The organism is Rhodococcus sp. TAF43, assembly GCF_052113525.1.
Lineage (GTDB): Bacteria > Actinomycetota > Actinomycetes > Mycobacteriales > Mycobacteriaceae > Prescottella.
The window spans coordinates 53,106-69,430 of sequence record NZ_JBFRDL010000011.1 but is presented as its reverse complement, the minus strand read 5'-3'; the positions used below and the strand labels follow the sequence as shown (position 1 = coordinate 69,430).

General features: G+C 68.2%; 15 protein-coding genes and 2 tRNA genes. 9 read left to right on the top strand and 8 right to left on the bottom strand.

Annotated elements, in window-relative coordinates:
* Window positions 1-49: 49 nt before the first annotated feature.
* Both AB4Z09_RS09825 and AB4Z09_RS09820 read right to left on the bottom strand, forming a co-directional pair.
* Window positions 50-487 (bottom strand): Fur family transcriptional regulator, encoded by a 438-nt coding sequence (locus AB4Z09_RS09825; protein WP_114719105.1) that lies wholly within the window; start codon window positions 485-487, stop codon window positions 50-52.
* Window positions 484-852 (bottom strand): ArsR/SmtB family transcription factor, encoded by a 369-nt coding sequence (locus tag AB4Z09_RS09820; protein WP_397484324.1) that lies wholly within the window; start codon window positions 850-852, stop codon window positions 484-486. The genes AB4Z09_RS09825 and AB4Z09_RS09820 overlap by 4 nt, the downstream gene beginning before the upstream one ends.
* A 187-nt stretch (window positions 853-1,039) precedes the next feature.
* Here AB4Z09_RS09820 and AB4Z09_RS09815 point away from each other — a divergent pair, with 187 nt between their 5' ends.
* On the top strand, window positions 1,040-2,431 hold the full coding sequence (locus AB4Z09_RS09815) for a glycine--tRNA ligase (protein ID WP_114719401.1): 1,392 nt from the start codon (window positions 1,040-1,042) through the stop codon (window positions 2,429-2,431).
* 70 nt (window positions 2,432-2,501) lie between these two features.
* Here the strand turns inward: AB4Z09_RS09815 and AB4Z09_RS09810 are convergent, their stop codons facing one another.
* Window positions 2,502-4,559: a TPM domain-containing protein gene (locus AB4Z09_RS09810; RefSeq protein ID WP_174911288.1), complete on the bottom strand. Its 2,058-nt coding sequence runs from the start codon at window positions 4,557-4,559 to the stop codon at window positions 2,502-2,504.
* Between the two features lie 68 nt (window positions 4,560-4,627).
* Between AB4Z09_RS09810 and AB4Z09_RS09805 the strand changes: the two genes are divergently transcribed.
* The 3 genes from AB4Z09_RS09805 to dnaG are packed head-to-tail and all read left to right on the top strand — an operon-like array spanning window position 4,628 to window position 8,569.
* The gene (locus tag AB4Z09_RS09805) at window positions 4,628-5,323 is read left to right on the top strand and encodes a YdcF family protein (RefSeq protein ID WP_442239640.1); all 696 of its coding nucleotides are present in this window, start codon (window positions 4,628-4,630) and stop codon (window positions 5,321-5,323) included.
* Entirely contained in the window at window positions 5,320-6,609 is a 1,290-nt protein-coding gene (locus tag AB4Z09_RS09800; RefSeq protein ID WP_174911286.1) for a deoxyguanosinetriphosphate triphosphohydrolase, read from the top strand. Before AB4Z09_RS09805 ends, AB4Z09_RS09800 begins: the two co-directional genes overlap by 4 nt.
* A gap of 34 nt (window positions 6,610-6,643) precedes the next feature.
* Window positions 6,644-8,569, top strand: coding sequence for a DNA primase (gene dnaG, locus AB4Z09_RS09795; protein WP_174911283.1), 1,926 nt, complete (start codon window positions 6,644-6,646; stop codon window positions 8,567-8,569).
* Window positions 8,570-8,603: 34 nt separating this feature from the next.
* On the opposite strand, the gene AB4Z09_RS09790 is transcribed toward dnaG, so the two are convergent.
* On the bottom strand, window positions 8,604-8,852 hold the full coding sequence (locus tag AB4Z09_RS09790; RefSeq protein WP_174911281.1) for a hypothetical protein: 249 nt from the start codon (window positions 8,850-8,852) through the stop codon (window positions 8,604-8,606).
* 135 nt (window positions 8,853-8,987) lie between these two features.
* Between AB4Z09_RS09790 and AB4Z09_RS09785 the strand changes: the two genes are divergently transcribed.
* Window positions 8,988-9,060, top strand: a tRNA-Asn gene (locus AB4Z09_RS09785).
* A 56-nt stretch (window positions 9,061-9,116) separates the two neighbouring features.
* Here the strand turns inward: AB4Z09_RS09785 and AB4Z09_RS09780 are convergent.
* Both AB4Z09_RS09780 and AB4Z09_RS09775 read right to left on the bottom strand, forming a co-directional pair.
* Complete coding sequence (locus AB4Z09_RS09780) at window positions 9,117-9,284, bottom strand: hypothetical protein (protein ID WP_174911278.1); 168 nt, start codon at window positions 9,282-9,284, stop codon at window positions 9,117-9,119.
* 75 nt (window positions 9,285-9,359) lie between these two features.
* Window positions 9,360-10,046 carry a 3'-5' exonuclease gene (locus AB4Z09_RS09775; RefSeq protein WP_114719112.1) on the bottom strand — a complete coding sequence of 229 codons (687 nt, stop codon included), beginning with the start codon at window positions 10,044-10,046 and terminating at the stop codon, window positions 9,360-9,362.
* 171 nt (window positions 10,047-10,217) lie between these two features.
* Here AB4Z09_RS09775 and AB4Z09_RS09770 point away from each other — a divergent pair.
* Together AB4Z09_RS09770 and AB4Z09_RS09765 are read left to right on the top strand one after the other, a co-directional pair.
* Window positions 10,218-10,291 (top strand) — tRNA-Ile (locus AB4Z09_RS09770).
* A 1,187-nt stretch (window positions 10,292-11,478) separates the two neighbouring features.
* Window positions 11,479-11,850 carry a hypothetical protein gene (locus AB4Z09_RS09765; protein ID WP_174911200.1) on the top strand — a complete coding sequence of 124 codons (372 nt, stop codon included), beginning with the start codon at window positions 11,479-11,481 and terminating at the stop codon, window positions 11,848-11,850.
* 48 nt (window positions 11,851-11,898) lie between these two features.
* Here AB4Z09_RS09765 and AB4Z09_RS09760 read toward each other — a convergent pair whose 3' ends face one another.
* On the bottom strand, window positions 11,899-12,993 hold the full coding sequence (locus AB4Z09_RS09760) for a ParB/Srx family N-terminal domain-containing protein (RefSeq protein WP_174911197.1): 1,095 nt from the start codon (window positions 12,991-12,993) through the stop codon (window positions 11,899-11,901).
* A 157-nt stretch (window positions 12,994-13,150) separates the two neighbouring features.
* On the bottom strand, window positions 13,151-13,984 hold the full coding sequence (locus tag AB4Z09_RS09755) for a hypothetical protein (RefSeq protein WP_174911194.1): 834 nt from the start codon (window positions 13,982-13,984) through the stop codon (window positions 13,151-13,153).
* A 254-nt stretch (window positions 13,985-14,238) separates the two neighbouring features.
* Here AB4Z09_RS09755 and AB4Z09_RS09750 point away from each other — a divergent pair, with 254 nt between their 5' ends.
* Window positions 14,239-15,366 (top strand): NDMA-dependent alcohol dehydrogenase, encoded by a 1,128-nt coding sequence (locus AB4Z09_RS09750; protein ID WP_442239639.1) that lies wholly within the window; start codon window positions 14,239-14,241, stop codon window positions 15,364-15,366.
* 34 nt (window positions 15,367-15,400) lie between these two features.
* Complete coding sequence (locus AB4Z09_RS09745; protein WP_442239638.1) at window positions 15,401-16,219, top strand: serine hydrolase domain-containing protein; 819 nt, start codon at window positions 15,401-15,403, stop codon at window positions 16,217-16,219.
* Window positions 16,220-16,325 lie beyond the last annotated feature (106 nt).

The following is a 16,325-nucleotide window of genomic DNA, read 5'->3' as shown; positions in this document are numbered from 1 at the left end:
GAACCGTCTGTCGGCATCGGCTCGAATTGGTGCGGTCGAGCCTGCCGGGCTACCGCGCCTGGGCGCAGTCCCGACAGGTTCCGAAGATCTCGACGGTGTGGCTGACGTCGGTGAAGCCGTTGCTGTCGGCGATGGTCTGCGACCACTGCTCGACGGCGGGTCCGTCGACCTCGACGGTGAATCCGCAACCGCGGCAGACGAGATGGTGGTGATGGCCGCTCGAGCACCGGCGGTACACCGATTCGCCGGTGTCGGTGCGGAGCACGTCGACGGTGCCGGCATCGGCGAGCGTCTGCAGCGTCCGGTAGACGGTGGTGAGGCCGATGCCCTCGCCGCGCTTGCGGAGCTCGTCGTGCAGTTCCTGGGCGGAGCGGAACTCGGTGATCTCGTCGAGGAGCGCGGAGATCGCGCTGCGCTGCTTGGTCGAGCGCACGCCGACGGCGGCACGTCGGCGTCGGTCGGTTCCGTCCGTCACGTTTTCGGTCATCCTTCTTCCTCTGCGTGGGCCACGGCGTCGACGACGATGTGGGCGAGGTGGTCGTCCACCAGTCGGTACATCACTTCACGTCCGTTGCGTTCGCCGTGTACTACCCCGGCCGCCTTGAGGACGCGGAGGTGCTGGCTGATCAGTGGCTGGGTGACGCCCAGCGCGCCGACCAGTTCGTGGACGCACCGCTGCGACTCGCGCAGTTGGAGCACGATCGCGATGCGGACCGGCGCGGCGAGAGCGCGCAGGATCTCGCCCGCCGAGATGAGTGTCTCCTTCGACGGCATCGGAGCCGCCGGGGTCTCGGTGCAGGGCCCGTGGTCGTGTGCGTCGGCTCGCAGGTCGCCCGCGTCGGCAACGCTCACGGTGTAGCTCCTCGTCTGGGATCGGACAGGGTCGGACATGCCACCTTATTGCAAATCATATCCATTTTGATATGCACGAATGTGCATGTCAACCGGGTGAGTGGACGTCGGCGCGGGTACCGATAGGCTGGACTGGCGAAAACCGCACGTGAACCACGCATCTATTACCCAGATGGAGAGCACCCAAGTGGCACCCAAGTCCAAGATCGATACCGTCGCCAACCTCGCCAAGCGCCGGGGGCTCGTCTACCCCTGCGGTGAGATCTACGGCGGTACCAAGTCGGCCTGGGACTACGGTCCACTCGGCGTCGAGCTCAAGGAGAACATCAAGAAGCAGTGGTGGCGCAACATGGTCACCAGCCGTGAGGACGTCGTCGGCCTCGACTCGTCGGTGATCCTGCCCCGCCAGGTGTGGGAGGCCTCCGGCCACGTCGACGTGTTCACCGATCCGCTCGTCGAGTGCCTCAACTGCCACAAGCGTCACCGCCAGGACCACCTGCAGGAGGCGTACGCGGAGAAGCACAAGCTCGATGACCCGGACGCCGTGGCGATGACCGAGATCGTGTGCCCGGACTGCGGCACCAAGGGGCAGTGGACCGAGCCCAAGGCCTTCTCCGGCCTGCTCAAGACCTACCTCGGCCCGGTCGACAGCGAGACCGGCCTGCACTACCTGCGTCCGGAGACCGCGCAGGGCATCTTCGTGAACTTCGCGAACGTGCTCACCACGTCGCGCAAGAAGCCGCCGTTCGGCATCGGCCAGATCGGCAAGAGCTTCCGCAACGAGATCACCCCCGGCAACTTCATCTTCCGCACCCGCGAGTTCGAGCAGATGGAGATGGAGTTCTTCGTCAAGCCGGGTGAGGACGAGGAGTGGCACCAGTACTGGATCGACTACCGCATGGACTGGTACACCGGCCTGGGTATCAACAAGGACAACCTGCGCCTGTACGAGCACGCGCAGGAGAAGCTGTCGCACTACTCCAAGCGCACCGTCGACATCGAGTACCGCTTCCACTTCCAGGGCAGCGAGTGGGGCGAGCTCGAGGGCATCGCGAACCGCACCGACTACGACCTGGCGACGCACTCCAAGGCGTCGGGCACGGATCTGAACTACTTCGATCAGACCAGCGGTGAGCGCTACACGCCGTACGTCATCGAGCCGGCCGCGGGCCTGACCCGTTCGCTCATGGCGTTCCTCGTCGACGCGTACACCGAGGACGAGGCGCCCAACGCCAAGGGCGGCGTCGACACCCGCACCGTGCTGCGCCTGGACCGTCGCCTGGCCCCGGTCAAGGCCGCGGTGCTGCCGCTGAGTCGCAACGCCGATCTCACGCCGAAGGCGAAGGACCTCGCGACCACGCTGCGTCAGCACTGGAACGTCGAGTTCGACGATGCCGGCGCCATCGGCCGCCGCTACCGTCGCCAGGACGAGATCGGTACCCCGTTCTGCATCACGGTCGACTTCGACACGCTCGAGGACCACGCGGTCACCGTCCGTGAGCGCGACACCATGGCGCAGGAGCGCGTTGCTCTCGACCAGGTCGAGGGCTACCTCGCGCAGCGCCTGATCGGCGCCTGATTTCCCGGCCGAATGTCACATGCGTTCAGTCCAACTGAACGCATGTGACATTCGGCCATTCGGGCGGGGTTCAGAAACGGCCTCCGCCGCCGCGCCCGATACGGCCCGAACTGCTCGGGCCTCCGAAGGACCCGGGTCCGGGTCCGCCCCACCCGCCGCTGCCGCGGCCACCCCAGTTCCCGCCCCTGCTGCCGCGGAGCATGCTGTCGATCAGGATGCCGCCGAGGATCGCGCCGGCCGCATTGCCGCCGCCCCCGGACACGCCACCGCTCGGCGGTCGCTGGTTGCGCTGGTCGTCCTGGTAGCGGTTCACGTCCGCCTGCGCCGCCCATAGTGCCCGCGACGCCAGTTCGGTGGCGGACTGTGCGTGCTGCAGTGCCTTCGACGGATCCGAGCCGGTGAGCTGCTGCGCGGCCTGCAGGTGCCGCTGCGCCTCCGACAGGCGGGTGCGGGCCTCGGCCCCGACGGCGCCGCGCCGGGTGGAGATGAAGTCCGATGCCGCGCTCACCTGGGCCTCGGCCGCGGTGAGATCCTGGTCGAGCCGCTGCCGTGCGCGGTCGGCCTGCTGCCGCGCCTCCTGTGCCTCGGCGAGCACGGCGTCGAGCTTCGCGTCCGCGTCGACGACCTTGGTGAAGCTGCCCAGCGGATCGGTGTCCTTCGCGGCCTGCGCATTCCGCAGCGCCTCCTCGGCGGCGGCCGTCGCGTCGGCGAGCTTCTGTCCGCCCTGCGCAGTGAGCGCGGCCGCGGCGGTGATGCCCTCCTGCACGTCGGCCATCGCCGCCGGCAGCGTCGCGATGGCGTGCCGGATGTCGGTGTCGGCCCGCGCGACGGCGTCGAGCAGTTGACGGGCCTGGTTCAGCGCGCCCTCCGCCGCCCGGATCGCGACCACCGCCGGGCCCTGCTTTCCGGCCGGGAGCGTTGTGGCATCGCGTCCGGCCGCGATGTTCTGCTCCGCGAACGTGATCCGCTCGCGCGCCATCTCGGGATTCTTCTCGACTGTCGCCAGGACCGAGGCCGGGAACTCGCCCCGTAGCGACGCGAGCGTCGCCTCCGCGGACGGGACGCGGACGGTCAGTGAGACGACGTCCTGCGTGAGGGCGTCCAGCCGGGAAGGTGCGTCGATCAGGAGGTCGCGCATCGCGTCGAACTCCGCTACCCGGGCGTTGAGTTCGCGGTCCGCGCGTCCGCAGGTCGTGATGAGTTCGGTGAGCATCTCGCGCTGCTGCTGCGGCGTCTCGGGAATGTCGTCGTCGAGTCGCTGGCGGATCGTGAACGCGGACGCCAGCGTCCGGCGGGCCTGCTCGAAGGCGGTCGTGAACGGCGCGGTGGCATCGGCGCCGAACTCGCCGACGGCCAGGTTCAGCTCCTCCTCGCTGGTGCGGATCGCGTTGTCCATCTCGACGAGGGCGTCCTTGGCGAGCGCATCGAGGGCTGGAACGGGCAGCGCGGCAAGAGCTTCGGGATCGGTGGGATCCACCTGCCGGGCTGCGGCGACGGTCGCCTCGAGACGGTCGCCCCGCTTCTTGCGGGAGTAGAGGTAGACACCGCCGCCGGCCAGCGCCACCATGCCGACACCGACGCCGAGAACCTTCAGCGATGCGCCCGAGGCGGTCATCGCGTCCCCGAGCCCGCCCGCCGCGGCGATCGCGGCCCCGGACCAGTCCCGCTCGCGCAGGGCCGGTTCCACCGAATCGGTGCGGATCGAGGTGACCTCCGCGTCGGTGACCTCCGAGAGCGCCTGTGGGACATCGAAGTAGTACGCGCGGTCGGTCGTGGCGACCGCGAGCAGCGCGTCCTTGTTCCCCAGACCGCTGAGCTTCGCGGTCTGCTCCGTCCACGCCTTCTCGGAGAGTCCGTCGAAGTCGGCGACGTACACCACCCAGAGCGCGACCTTGTGCTCGTCGTAGAGCGTGTCGAGCGCGTCCTGGACGTCGGAGCGCTGACCGGAGTCGAGAACCCCGGACAGGTCGGTGATGTGGTCCGGCAGCCGCAGCGGGGCCTCGGCCGTGGCGGTCGCGGGCGCGAACAGGAAGGCGCCCAGTGTGAGCAGCGCGGCGACGGCGGTCGCGGCCACCGATCGGCGCGGCGTGTACTGGCGAGCGGGTGAACGCGACGGTGCGTGTGCCATAGGACGAATCTATCCGGTGCCGCGCGTCGTCATCGGCGGCCCGGGCGGGTGACTGGCAGAATCGGGGAGTGAGTACCGCCCCCAGTTACGACCCCCCGGAGCTGTCGCCCCGCCCCGTGCCGCGCCGTTCGTTCGGTGCCGCGGTGGCTCGTTGGGCCGGTCGGGCTGTGCTCGGCGCCGCGTTGATCGGCCTCGTTCTGGTCGGGGGCACGGCCTTCCGGGTGTGGCAGGTGGCGCGGATCACCGACACCACACCGGCCGACGCGATCGTCGTACTCGGTGCCGCTCAGTACGCGGGCACCCCGTCGTCGGTGTTCGAGGCCCGCCTGGRCCAGGCCCGCAAGCTCTACGAACAGGGTGTCGCGCCGGCCATAGTCACGGTCGGTGGCAAGCAGGAGGGTGACGAGTACACCGAGGCGGCGTCGGGCCGGAACTACCTGATGGACCAGGGAGTGCCTGGGGATCGGATCACCGCCGTCGAGGAAGGCTCCGACACCCTGCTGAGCATCGAGGCGGTCAGCCGCGAGATGGGGCAGCAGGGCATGCAGTCGGCGGTGCTGGTGAGCGATCCGTGGCATTCTCTCCGGACCCGCACCATGGCCCGCGACGCGGGTCTCGAGGCGTGGACCGCACCCACCCGGCAGGGTCCCGCGGTGATCACCCGGGAATCGCAGCTGCACGGAATAACGAGGGAGACAGGTGCTTTGCTGTGGTATCAGCTCACTCACTTCTCGGCAGACTTCCCGTACACGGCGGGCCAGTGATCGGCCGCGACACACGGGCGCCGTACACCTCGCACGATCTCGACCGACTCGTGTCCGAGGCGCCCAAGACCGCGGGACTGATCGCGGCCGCGGAGTCGTCGCAGCACCGCTCGGCGTTCTCGCGCGACCGCGCCCGCGTCCAGCACTCGGCCGCACTGCGGCGTCTCGCGGACAAGACCCAGGTGGTCGGTCCGCGTGACGGCGACACCCCGCGGACCCGGCTGACGCATTCGATCGAGGTGGCGCAGATCGGCCGCGGCATCGCCGACGGGCTGGGACTCGACCCCGACCTCGTCGACCTGGCCGGCCTGGCCCACGACATCGGGCATCCGCCGTACGGACACAACGGGGAGAAGGCGCTCGACGAGGTCGCGGAGAGCTGCGGCGGCTTCGAGGGCAACGCGCAGAACCTGCGGATCCTCACGAGCCTCGAGCCCAAGGTCCTGGACCCGGAGGGGCGCAGTGTCGGGCTCAACCTCACCCGGGCATCGCTCGACGCCGCCATCAAGTACCCGTGGACCCGGCCGCGGCCCGGGGCGAAATTCGGCGCGTACGACGACGACGCGGCGGTGCTGGCGTGGGTGCGCGAGGGCGCGCCCGAGGGGCGGCAGTGCATGGAAGCGCAGGTGATGGACTGGGCCGACGACGTCGCCTACTCGGTGCACGACGTCGAGGACGGTGTGATCGCCGGCCGCATCGACCTGCGCGTGCTGGGCGACGCGATCGAGGTTCGTGCGCTGGCCGAATTGGGGGCCAGGCAGTTCTCGGGCCTCGTCGTCGACGAGCTGGCGGAGGCGGCCGAACGCCTGTCGAGGCTGCCTGTGGTGACCTCCGTCGGCGACTACGATGGGACGCTGACCAGTTCGGTGGCGCTGAAGAACCTCACCAGCGAGCTGGTGGGCCGGTTCGCGTCGGCCGCCGTCGGCGGCACCCGAGAGGCGGTCGGGCCCGGCCCGCTCACGCGGTATCAGGCCGACCTCGTGGTGCCCTCGATCGTGGCGGCCGAGGTGGCCCTGCTCAAGACCGTCGCGTTGCACTATGTGATGTCCGACGCCGGGCACAAGAACCGCCAGGACCGGCAGCGGGACCGGGTGCACCGGGTGGCCGAGTGGCTGCTGCGCACCGCACCGTCCGGTCTGGATCCGTTGTTCCTGCCCGCGTGGCACGCCGCCGCCGACGACGCCGCGCGGGTGCGGGTGATCGTCGACCAGATCGCGTCGTGCACCGAGAGTCGTCTGGAACGGATCGACAAGCAGAGCCTGGGCGCCCAGGCGAGCTGGGGATAGGTGTTCGCCTGCGGTGAGGGCCTAGACTGCCTTCGTGGCCGGCCGAATCCCTGACAGAGACATCGCGGCCGTTCGCGAACGCACTCGGATCGAGGACATCGTCGGCGAGTACGTCTCGCTCAAGCGCGCGGGCGGCGATTCGATGAAGGGGCTGTGCCCCTTCCACGACGAGAAGTCGCCCTCGTTCCATGTCCGGCCCAATCACGGCCACTTCCACTGCTTCGGCTGTGGTGAGGGCGGCGACGTCTACTCGTTCCTGCAGAAGATCGAACACGTCAGTTTCGTGGAGGCGGTCGAGCAGCTCGCCGATCGGATCGGCTACCAGATCTCGTACGAGGGCGGCGGCACGTCCGTGCAGCGCGACCGGGGTACCCGGGCGCGCCTCGTCGCCGCCAACGCGGCGGCGCAGGAGTTCTACGCGGCGCGTCTGAAGGAGCCCGACGCGCAGGCGGCCCGCGACTACCTCACCGAACGCAACTTCGACGCGGCCGCGGCCGCGCAGTTCGGCTGCGGCTACGCCCCGGACGGCTGGGACACCCTGACCAAGCACCTGATGGGCAAGGGCTTCGAGGCGAAGGAACTCGAGGCCGCCGGGCTGTCCAAGGAGGGTCGACGCGGACCGATCGACCGGTTCCATCGGCGGCTGCTGTGGCCCATCCGCAATCTCTCCGGCGACGTCATCGGCTTCGGCGCCCGCAAGCTGTTCGACGACGACACGATGCCTGGCAAGTACGTCAACACCCCCGAGACGATCCTCTACAAGAAGTCGAACGTGCTGTTCGGTCTGGACCTGGCCAAGCGGGACATTGCGAAGGGCCACCAGGCGGTGGTCGTCGAGGGCTACACCGACGTGATGGCGATGCACCTGGCCGGCGTGAAGACCGCCGTTGCATCCTGCGGCACCGCATTCGGTGACGAACATCTCGCGATGCTGCGCCGACTCCTCATGGACGACAGCTACTTCCGCGGTGAGGTGATCTACACCTTCGACGGCGACGCCGCGGGCCAGGCGGCCGCGCTGAAGGCGTTCGAGGGCGACCAGAAGATGGCGGGGCAGACCTTCGTCGCGATCGCGCCGGACGGAATGGATCCGTGCGAGTTGCGTCAGCAGTCGGGTGACGCGGCCGTCCGCGATCTGGTCGCGCGCCGCACCCCGATGTTCGAGTTCGTTGTCAAATCCCTTCTCGCCGAACATGATCTGGACACCGCCGAGGGGCGGGTGGAGGCGTTGCGTCGCACCGTGCCGGTGGTCGCGCGGATCAAGGAACCGACGCTGCGCAATCAGTACGCCGTGCAGCTGTCGGGCTGGGTCGGCGAGGAAATTCCGGCGGTGCGCCGTCGGGTCGGGGACGAGGCGCGCAAGATCGCGCGTGGCGGAGGCGGGGCACCGACGAAGCGTCGTCCCGTCGACGACTCCCCGGGAGCGTCGGCGTCGGCTCCGGCGGCCGGTGTGTCCCGCCCGCGGCCCAACGACCCGGCGCTGTGGCCGCAGCGCGACGCCCTCAAGGCGGCCCTGCAGTACCCGGCCATTGCGGGCACGGTCTTCGATTCGCTGCCGGGGGAGACGTTCGCCCATCCGGCCTATGCGGCCGTCCGGGAGGCGGTCGCCGCGGCCGGCGGTACATCCGCCGGTCTCGGTGGTGGTGAATGGGTGGACGCGGTCGGGCGCAATGCGGGCGACCTCGTCGTGCAGTCGATCGTGATGGAACTCGCAGTCGAGCCGCTGCCCGCCGACGAGGACATCATTCCTCGCTACATCCGCGGCGTGCTGGCACGACTGCAGGAGGTCTGGGTCGGCGAACAGGTCGCCGAGCTCAAGTCCAAGCTGCAGCGCGTCTCGCCGACCACCGACTCCGACGAGTTCCATTCCCTGCTCGGTGATCTGGTCGCACTCGAGCAGTACCGGCGCAGCCTGCTCGATCAGGCGATCGGCGACACCAGCGGCGAAGGTATCGCCTGACGGTCGGCGCCGCCGGTGCCGAACCGAGGTGCCGCTAGTTCCTCCGCAGCTGGTCGTGGGGGACCAGGATCGTGGTCCGCTCGTCGATCGGCTTCATCGGCTCGAGCTTGGGCTGCGTGCTGAGCGAATCCGACAGCTTCTGCCGACCCGTCTCGATGACCTTCTTGGTGGCGGGGCTGCTTGCCACGGCCTTCGCGGCCTTGCTGATCTGTTCGTACCGGGCTCGTCCCGCTCGGGTGCCCAGCACGTAACCCGCCGCAACGCCTACCAACAACCGCAACATTTCCGGATTCCTCCCGTCGAACTGCCTGCATACATCCTGCCTGATCCGTCTCTGTTCAGGCGATTTGGTACTTGGGTGGGGGTATGGGCTACAGTTTTCCAGGCACCGCGGGAAACGGCAGTGCCGCCCAGGTAATCCCCTGTAGCTCAATTGGCAGAGCATTCGACTGTTAATCGAACGGTTGCTGGTTCGAGTCCAGCCGGGGGAGCCGAACAGAAGGCCCCTCACCCTAGCGGGTGAGGGGCCTTCTGCGTTTCGGAACGATCAGCGGGGCGGGGAATCCGAACGCATATCGGCGGCGCCGGGTTTGTTGCCCATCAGCAGCCGTGCGAGTGCGCCGAGGACCGCCACCACCAGCACGAGCCATAGGAGCGCGACCACCAGCGCGGTGATGTCGAAAGCCACGGGCAGGGTGGGATTGTGCTCGTCCAACTCAGCCTCCCCGGTCTGGTGTGTGCTGGTTCACGGCATCATCGCAGACCGGGGAGCACTCCGGGCGCTGTGGCGTCAGGCCGCGAGCCGGATCGGCCACTGCCCGTCGACGTCCGACGCGTCGCGGCCCTCGCGCTGCAGGTACTCGGCGAAGTCGCGCTGGCGCTCGGCATGCCAGCCTGCCTGACTCGTCATCACGTCGTCGAGCGCGGCGAGTTCGGGGAACCGCTGCGGCAGGATCTGCGCCAGTTCGGCGGCAGCGAGGGCGTCGGACTCCGCCTCGTGCGCCGACCCCAACTCGATCCCGTAGTGCTCGCACAGCGCGCCCAGCGTGCGCTTGCCGCGGCGGTAGCGGTCGACCTCCCGATCGATCACGTACGGGTCGACGACGAGCCCGTAGTCGTCCATCGGTGGCAGACCGAGGCGGCGGCCCTCGGCGTCCATCACGGTGAGGTCGTACGAGGCGTTGAACGCGACGACGGCGTAGCCGGCCGCCCACGCGTCGGTGAGGGCCTGCCGGATCTCCCGGTACCCGACTGCGTAATCCGTGCCGTGCTCGCGCGCGTGGGCCGTCGAGATGCCGTGGATGGAGCTGGCGTCCTCGGGGATGTCGACACCCGGATCGACGATCCAGTTGCGTGACCGGGGCCGCCCACCCTCGACGGTGACCACGCATGCGGTGACGATTCGCGCCGAGAGCGGGTCTCGGCCAGTTGTTTCCAGATCGAACGCGCAGATCGGTCGGGTGGTCCAGTTCTTCAATTCGAGGTCCTTCGGGTGTCGCGGGATCGTGCCGTTCGATCGTGTCGCCGCCCAGTCTGCGGGCAGGCACCGACACGCCCTGTCGGGCACGCGACATGCGCCACCCCGCAGACGGGAACTGTCGAGGGCGGGCGGTAACATTCGGCTGTCCGCGGCGTACCGCCGCGGCAGGGGGCGGTAGCTCAGTCGGTTAGAGCCGTGGACTCATAATCCATTGGTCGCGGGTTCGAGCCCCGCCCGCCCCACGCCAATGCCCCTTTCTCGACGTCGAGAAAGGGGCATTCGTTGTCTGTTCTTCGCTGATGGCAGCGGTTCTGTCGGGTAGCGCTGCCACAACGGGAAACCGCCCCACACGAAGCACATCCAGCCTGCGGACCGGCCTCAGAGGAGCTACAGGCCGAGGCTGTCGTACTCGCACAGGGGTCCCTCGCTTCGATGTGGAGGCGGGGTCGAGGTGGTCGATCGCCGGAACAGTCTCGAGCCGGCCAGGCGCCACTTGCGGATGATCAAGGTAGGGAGCCAGCCGCTCATGGTGCCTCGCTTCATCGTGATATCGGGTGATCGGGGTAGATCGAGCTTGACCGATCGGAGCCGCCGACAACGCGTCCGTACTACCTACTCGTATACCTGTTCTGGTGTTCGTGTGAAGCGAGTCGCCGCTGCGAAACCTGGACCGAACCCGGGTGCCGCACGGGCGCCACGCCCACTGGACACCGCACTCGTGGCGGCCAGGGGACGGGCCGGTGACTGATCGCCCCGCCTGGTCACAGCGGCGGCGGGGCGATCAGTCAGTGGTAGGGCGGTGTAGGCACTCGCGAGGCGAGAAGCGCCGCCCGCGTGACCCCGCACAGGGGGGATGGGGCCACGGGTTGCCGCCCCGGGGGGAGGGGCGGCGAACTGAGACTAGGCGGGATGCGCGTCGAAAGTCACGCTCGATCGCGAATGTTCTCGACGAGTAGCCGCAGGTCAGAAGGATTTTCAAACAATCGACCGATCGGCCCGCAGCGCCGGAACGTGATTCCGTTCCGAAAGACGCAGCACGGTCGGTCGCCGACAGCGGCGCCATGGATCTGAATTTCAGAAGCGGGCGATCTCAACATGTAGGAGGGCTGCGGCAAGTCTCATCGGTGCGAATGGCCACGCCTCGGCCAGTGACCCGGCAGACGTCGGCGTAACAGCTGCTTCTGCCGGGGCGAGATACAGGGACAGCCCCTGCATCCTGTAGCGGGGCCACTCGCTCGCGAGGAGCTCGCCATGAGGGCTGCAGTCAGCACCATCGATCTCCAGAACTGGAGCAACGCGTTGACCGACTTCACTCGGGTGCTCTCGCTCCAGATCGAAGCGTTCTTTCACTCGTTCGGGTCATAGCGACACGGTGGGTTGGCGCGCGACGCGACGTTCCGGATGCGGTGGCATAGCCGACAATCGGGGAATGGGCACACCGGTGCGGGACTCGTCCGACGGCTCACCCGACTTCCGCGATCGTCCGAGCACCCCGATCGCAGTCGATGTGGCCCGCGCGATCGCCTGGTGTGTAGGGGTGATCGGACTGCTCGTGGTGCCGGCCTGGCTCTGCAACGTCGTCCTGATATCCGAGGCGTCGTTCTTCGGGGAGGCGCCGTCGTTGACGAGTCTCGAGCGTGCCGACGAGGCGCGCATGTGGGGGCGAGCCGTCGCGACGTCCGCTCTGGTCGGCGTGACCGGAACAGCGGCGTGGTCCTTCCGGCGCGGTGTCCGCGCTTGGGGACTGCTCGCACTGGCCGCGATCGGGGCGGTCACGACGGCCTTCGTCTGGGCCATGTGACGGCCGCGCGGCCAGTGCGGCCAATGCGGCCATTGCGGCGATGAGGCGTCAGCGGGAGAGGCTGCGCTTGTATTCGATTGCGTAGGCGATCTTTCCGGGCTTGTCGTCCGAGTACGGCTTCGACAGCTTCGCGAACTCGCCCTTCGATTCGGCCTTGCCGTCGTTCCACTGGGGGAGGACGCCGAGTTCGCGGGCGGTGAAGCCGCTCTGGACCGCGGAGTCGGCCGGAAGCGCGGTCTGCGCCCGGGTGGCGCGCTGGACGGTGTCGAGGTAGCCGGCGAGGTCGTTGCGGTTCCAGTCGGTCAGGTCGATGCCGGACGTCTCGCGGACCCAGGCACCCCAGTAGAACTCCTGGAACGGGATGGTGCCGGCGGTGAAACCGATGTCCCGCGAGAAGTACATCAGGCTGCGGTACTTGTCATCGGCGAAGTTGGCGAGCCCGACACCGGCCGGAAGTTGCTCCACCGGAACCGTATGGCCGTCCACATCGCGGTCCCACACCCACTTGCCCTTCTTCATCTCGGCCCAGAAGTCCTGGGTGGAGAGCTGGCTGAGATTGTCGAGCACCCGCAGGCGGACGTGCAGGTTCGGGCCGCCGTCGGCCAGTTCGTAGAACGACGTCAACGTGTGGTGGCCGTCGGTCAGATACAGCGCTCCACCCGGGCCGATCACGACGGTCTTCATCGGCGCGATCGTGTCCTCGGTCTCCTGTCCCACCGGCACCTCGCACGTGAACGACGCGGGATCGGCGAGAGTGGCCGTCGGCGCGGCGGTCGCAGCCTTCGCTTGGCCGTTGGCCTCGCACCAGTCGTCGAACTTCTTGTTGATCGCATCCTTGCCGAGGGTGTAGCGGCCGAGCTTGTAGTAGACCTCGTCGTAGCCGAGCGACGGCTGCGTGGCGTGGACGTCGCCGATGCGCACGTCGAGCAGATCACCGGGCTGGGCGCACAGATAGTCGGTGCCCGGCAGGGAACCGGTGGACAGCGACCCCGTCGACAGCGAACCGAACGCGCCCGCTCCGTCGCAGATCGGGGCCCGCTGCGCGACGGTGTGCGGAGCAGCAGTGGCCAGGCCCACTGCACCCGGAGCGGCGAGGGTGGCAACGGCGAGGGCCGTGAACGCGGTGCGACGGGCGAGGTGCATGGATGGACACTCCGGTTCGAGGGTGGTGGCGTGTGGTCGGGTGCACACCATCCCCGCGCGGGATGTCCGGACCGATGACTCGGCGAATACATCCGGTGACGGTGACGTGAACGGCATGTCCGACTCGACGCGGCCCTGGCCGTCCGCTGTCGTGTCGCTACGTCGTCAGCATGAACACGAACAGCAGGGCGCAGACGATCCAGTTCGAGACCGCATGGGCCGCGGCCGCCGTCGCGAGTGCCGGGGCTCGAAGCTCGGCCCTGAGGGAGCGGGCGCGTCGGCTTGCCTCGTCCTCCCCGTCCTCCCAGGCGAGGCGCAGGCGCGTGTTCTCGGCTCGCACTGCCGCCCGCTCGGCCTGCACCCGATCCCAGTGGTGCGGATCATAGGGGGCGCCGACGGGAAGCGGGGGACAGTCGATCACGGCCGGTGGGGGCACGTTGCGCAGCTCCGCGATCCGCTCTCGGTTCCCGCGCACCGCCACCAGATACAGGCGTTCGAAGTAGAACCCGCTGACGATCAGGGCGATGCCGGCTGCGACGGGGATTCCCATCGCCAGGTGGATCAGCCCGAACGTGACCTGGGTTCGGACGCGGGTGGCCATCGTCCACTCCTCGGCGCCGGCTCGGAAGGTGCGCTCCTCGTCGTGGGCGAGGAAGGGCACCAGTAGGACGAGCGCCGCGGGTATCGCGAGGGACAGTGCCGACCATACGAATCCGCTGTTGTCGGTCTGCCCCAGCGCGATGTTGCCGCTACCGCCGAGCGCCGACCACCATCCGAACCTCAGGATCGGCACGGCCTCGGACAACACCCAGAAGGTTCCCGCGACAACGGTGAGTTGCATGGCTGCGGCGGGCACCATCCACCACCGGATCGCGCGGACGGTCCGTAGGTACGTCGCGCGACGAGCTCGGCTGCGTGCCAGTTGCTTGACGGTCAGGCCCATCGATGTCACGACGAGCGCAAGGACGAAGACTGAGACGATGTCGGACACGAACTGCTGAGTTCCTCCCCTGAAGCCAACTCGACAACGGAAACGTCTCACGGGATACCGACAGATCAGGTCGAGCGTCCAGTCGGTCCGGGTGGGCTCGGCGGGAGTCCGGCGCCGTGAACGGGCGGTGACCTGGGAAGTTCTCCCACTCAGTGGGCCGGTTTCCTACTCACCGCCTAGAACGTGTTCCAATTTAGAAGATTTGTGGCTATCGTCACAGCAATCGGTTGTTAGGTATGGAAGGGCGGTTGCAAATGAAGACCAAGGGCGCGTTGCTGTGGGGCATCAACGAGAAGTGGTCGATCGAGGAGATCGAACTCGGTGACCCGGTCGCCGGCGAGGTTCAGATCCGCATGGAAGCCGCCGGCATGTGCCACTCCGACCACCACATCGTCACCGGTGCGACGCCGATGGCGTCCTACCCGGCCATGGGCGGCCACGAGGGCGCGGGTGTGATCACCAAGGTCGGCGATGGCGTCACGGATCTCGAGGTCGGCGACCACGTCGTGCTCTCGTTCATCCCGGCCTGTGGACGCTGCCCGTCGTGTTCCGAGGGCCATTCGAACCTCTGCGACCTCGGCATGGGGCTGCTCAGCGGCCAGGCCATCGCCGACGGCACCTACCGCATCCAGGCGCGCGGGGAGAACGTGATCCCGATGAGCCTGCTCGGCACGTTCTCGCCCTACATGACGGTGCACCAGACGTCGGTCGTCAAGATCGAGAAGGACATCCCGTTCGAGCTCGCCGCCCTCGTGGGCTGCGGTGTCCCGACCGGATGGGGTTCGGCGACGCACGTCGCCGACGTCAAGCCGGGTGACTCGGTCGCCATCATCGGTGTCGGCGGCGTCGGTATGAGCGCCCTGCAGGGTGCCGTCGCGTCGGGTGCACGCCACGTGTTCGCGATCGACCCGGTGCCGTTCAAGCGCGAGCAGGCCCTCAAGTTCGGCGCCACGCATGCCTTCGCCTCGATGGAGGAGGCGATCGTGCCGATCATGGAGATCACCTGGGGTCGCATGTGCCAGAAGACGATCATCACGGTCGGTGAGATGAAGGGCGAGTACGTCGACCCGGCCCTCACGCTCACCGCCAAGAACGGTCGCTGCGTCGTCACCGCGATGGGCCACATGGCCGACATGGACGTCAAGCTCAACGCGTTCCTGTTCGCGATGCTGCAGAAGGATCTGCAGGGCAACATCTACGGTGGCTGCAACGCCCGCGTGGACATCCCGAACCTGCTGAACCTGTACCGGGCGGGCCTGCTCAATCTCGAGGACATGGTCACCAACACGTACTCGCTCGAGCAGCTCAACGAGGGTTACCAGGACATGCTCGACGGTAAGAACATTCGCGGTGTGGTCCGCTACACCGAAGCGGACTGGTGAACCTCTGATCGGACGCCCCTCGTAGTCTGATCGGGTGCAGACTCTCGATCGGATCGGGCAATGGCCGGTGGACAACGCCTCGGCTGCCGTCGTCGACGGTGGCCGAGGCGTTGCGCATTTCGGTGACCAGGAGCGGGTGTATCCACTCGCGTCCGTGACGAAGCTGTTGTGCGCGTATGCCGCTCTCGTGGCCGTCGAAGAAGGGGCGATCGAACTCGACCAGCCCGCCGGCCCACCCGGCGCAACGGTGCGACACCTGCTCGCGCACACGTCGGGTCTGGCATTCGGCGAGCACAAGGTGCAGGCGGAGCCGGGCGCCAAGCGCATCTACTCCAGCGCCGGGTTCGAGGTGCTGGCGGACTTCGTCGAGACCGAGACCGGGATCGGGTTCGCCGACTACGTGGCCGAGGCAGTGTTCGCGCCGTTGGGGATGGTGAACTCCGCCCTCGTCGGTTCCGCCGGGCACGGGGGACAGGCGAGCACGGCCGACCTCGCGCGGTTCGCCGCCGAACTGCTGCGCCCCACCCTGATCTCGGCGCAGACCCACACCGAGGCGACCAGCGTGCAGTTCCCCGGACTTGCCGGCCTGCTGCCCGGCTACGGCCCGCAGCGGCCCAACGACTGGGGGCTCGGCTTCGAGATCCGGGACGGCAAGAGCCCGCACTGGACCGGCTCGGGCAACTCCTCGGCCACCTACGGGCACTTCGGCCAGTCCGGGACCTTCCTCTGGGTGGACCCGGCCGTCGACGCCGCGTGCGTCGTGCTGACGGATAGGGCTTTCGGGGACTGGGCGAAGCCGCTGTGGCCGGCATTGAGTGACGGCGTCGTCGCCGAGTTGCGCGCCCGCCGGTAGATCAATTTACTGCTATCACTGGCGTAACAGTGGCATCACAGGGCACACTGGTCGACGTTGTGTCGCTCTGTGAAGTCGCGATTGCGACACAGCCGGCTCCACTTGA

Bases quoted from the DNA above. Each gene is read 5' to 3' on its own strand.
- AB4Z09_RS09810 (WP_174911288.1), bottom strand. From the start codon at position 4,559: ATGGCACACGCACCGTCGCGTTCACCCGCTCGCCAGTACACGCCGCGC.
- AB4Z09_RS09760 (WP_174911197.1), bottom strand. From the start codon at position 12,993: ATGCACCTCGCCCGTCGCACCGCGTTCACGGCCCTCGCCGTTGCCACC.
- AB4Z09_RS09750 (WP_442239639.1), top strand. From the start codon at position 14,239: ATGAAGACCAAGGGCGCGTTGCTGTGGGGCATCAACGAGAAGTGGTCG.
- AB4Z09_RS09825 (WP_114719105.1), bottom strand. From the start codon at position 487: ATGACCGAAAACGTGACGGACGGAACCGACCGACGCCGACGTGCCGCC.
- AB4Z09_RS09790 (WP_174911281.1), bottom strand. From the start codon at position 8,852: ATGTTGCGGTTGTTGGTAGGCGTTGCGGCGGGTTACGTGCTGGGCACC.
- AB4Z09_RS09765 (WP_174911200.1), top strand. From the start codon at position 11,479: ATGGGCACACCGGTGCGGGACTCGTCCGACGGCTCACCCGACTTCCGC.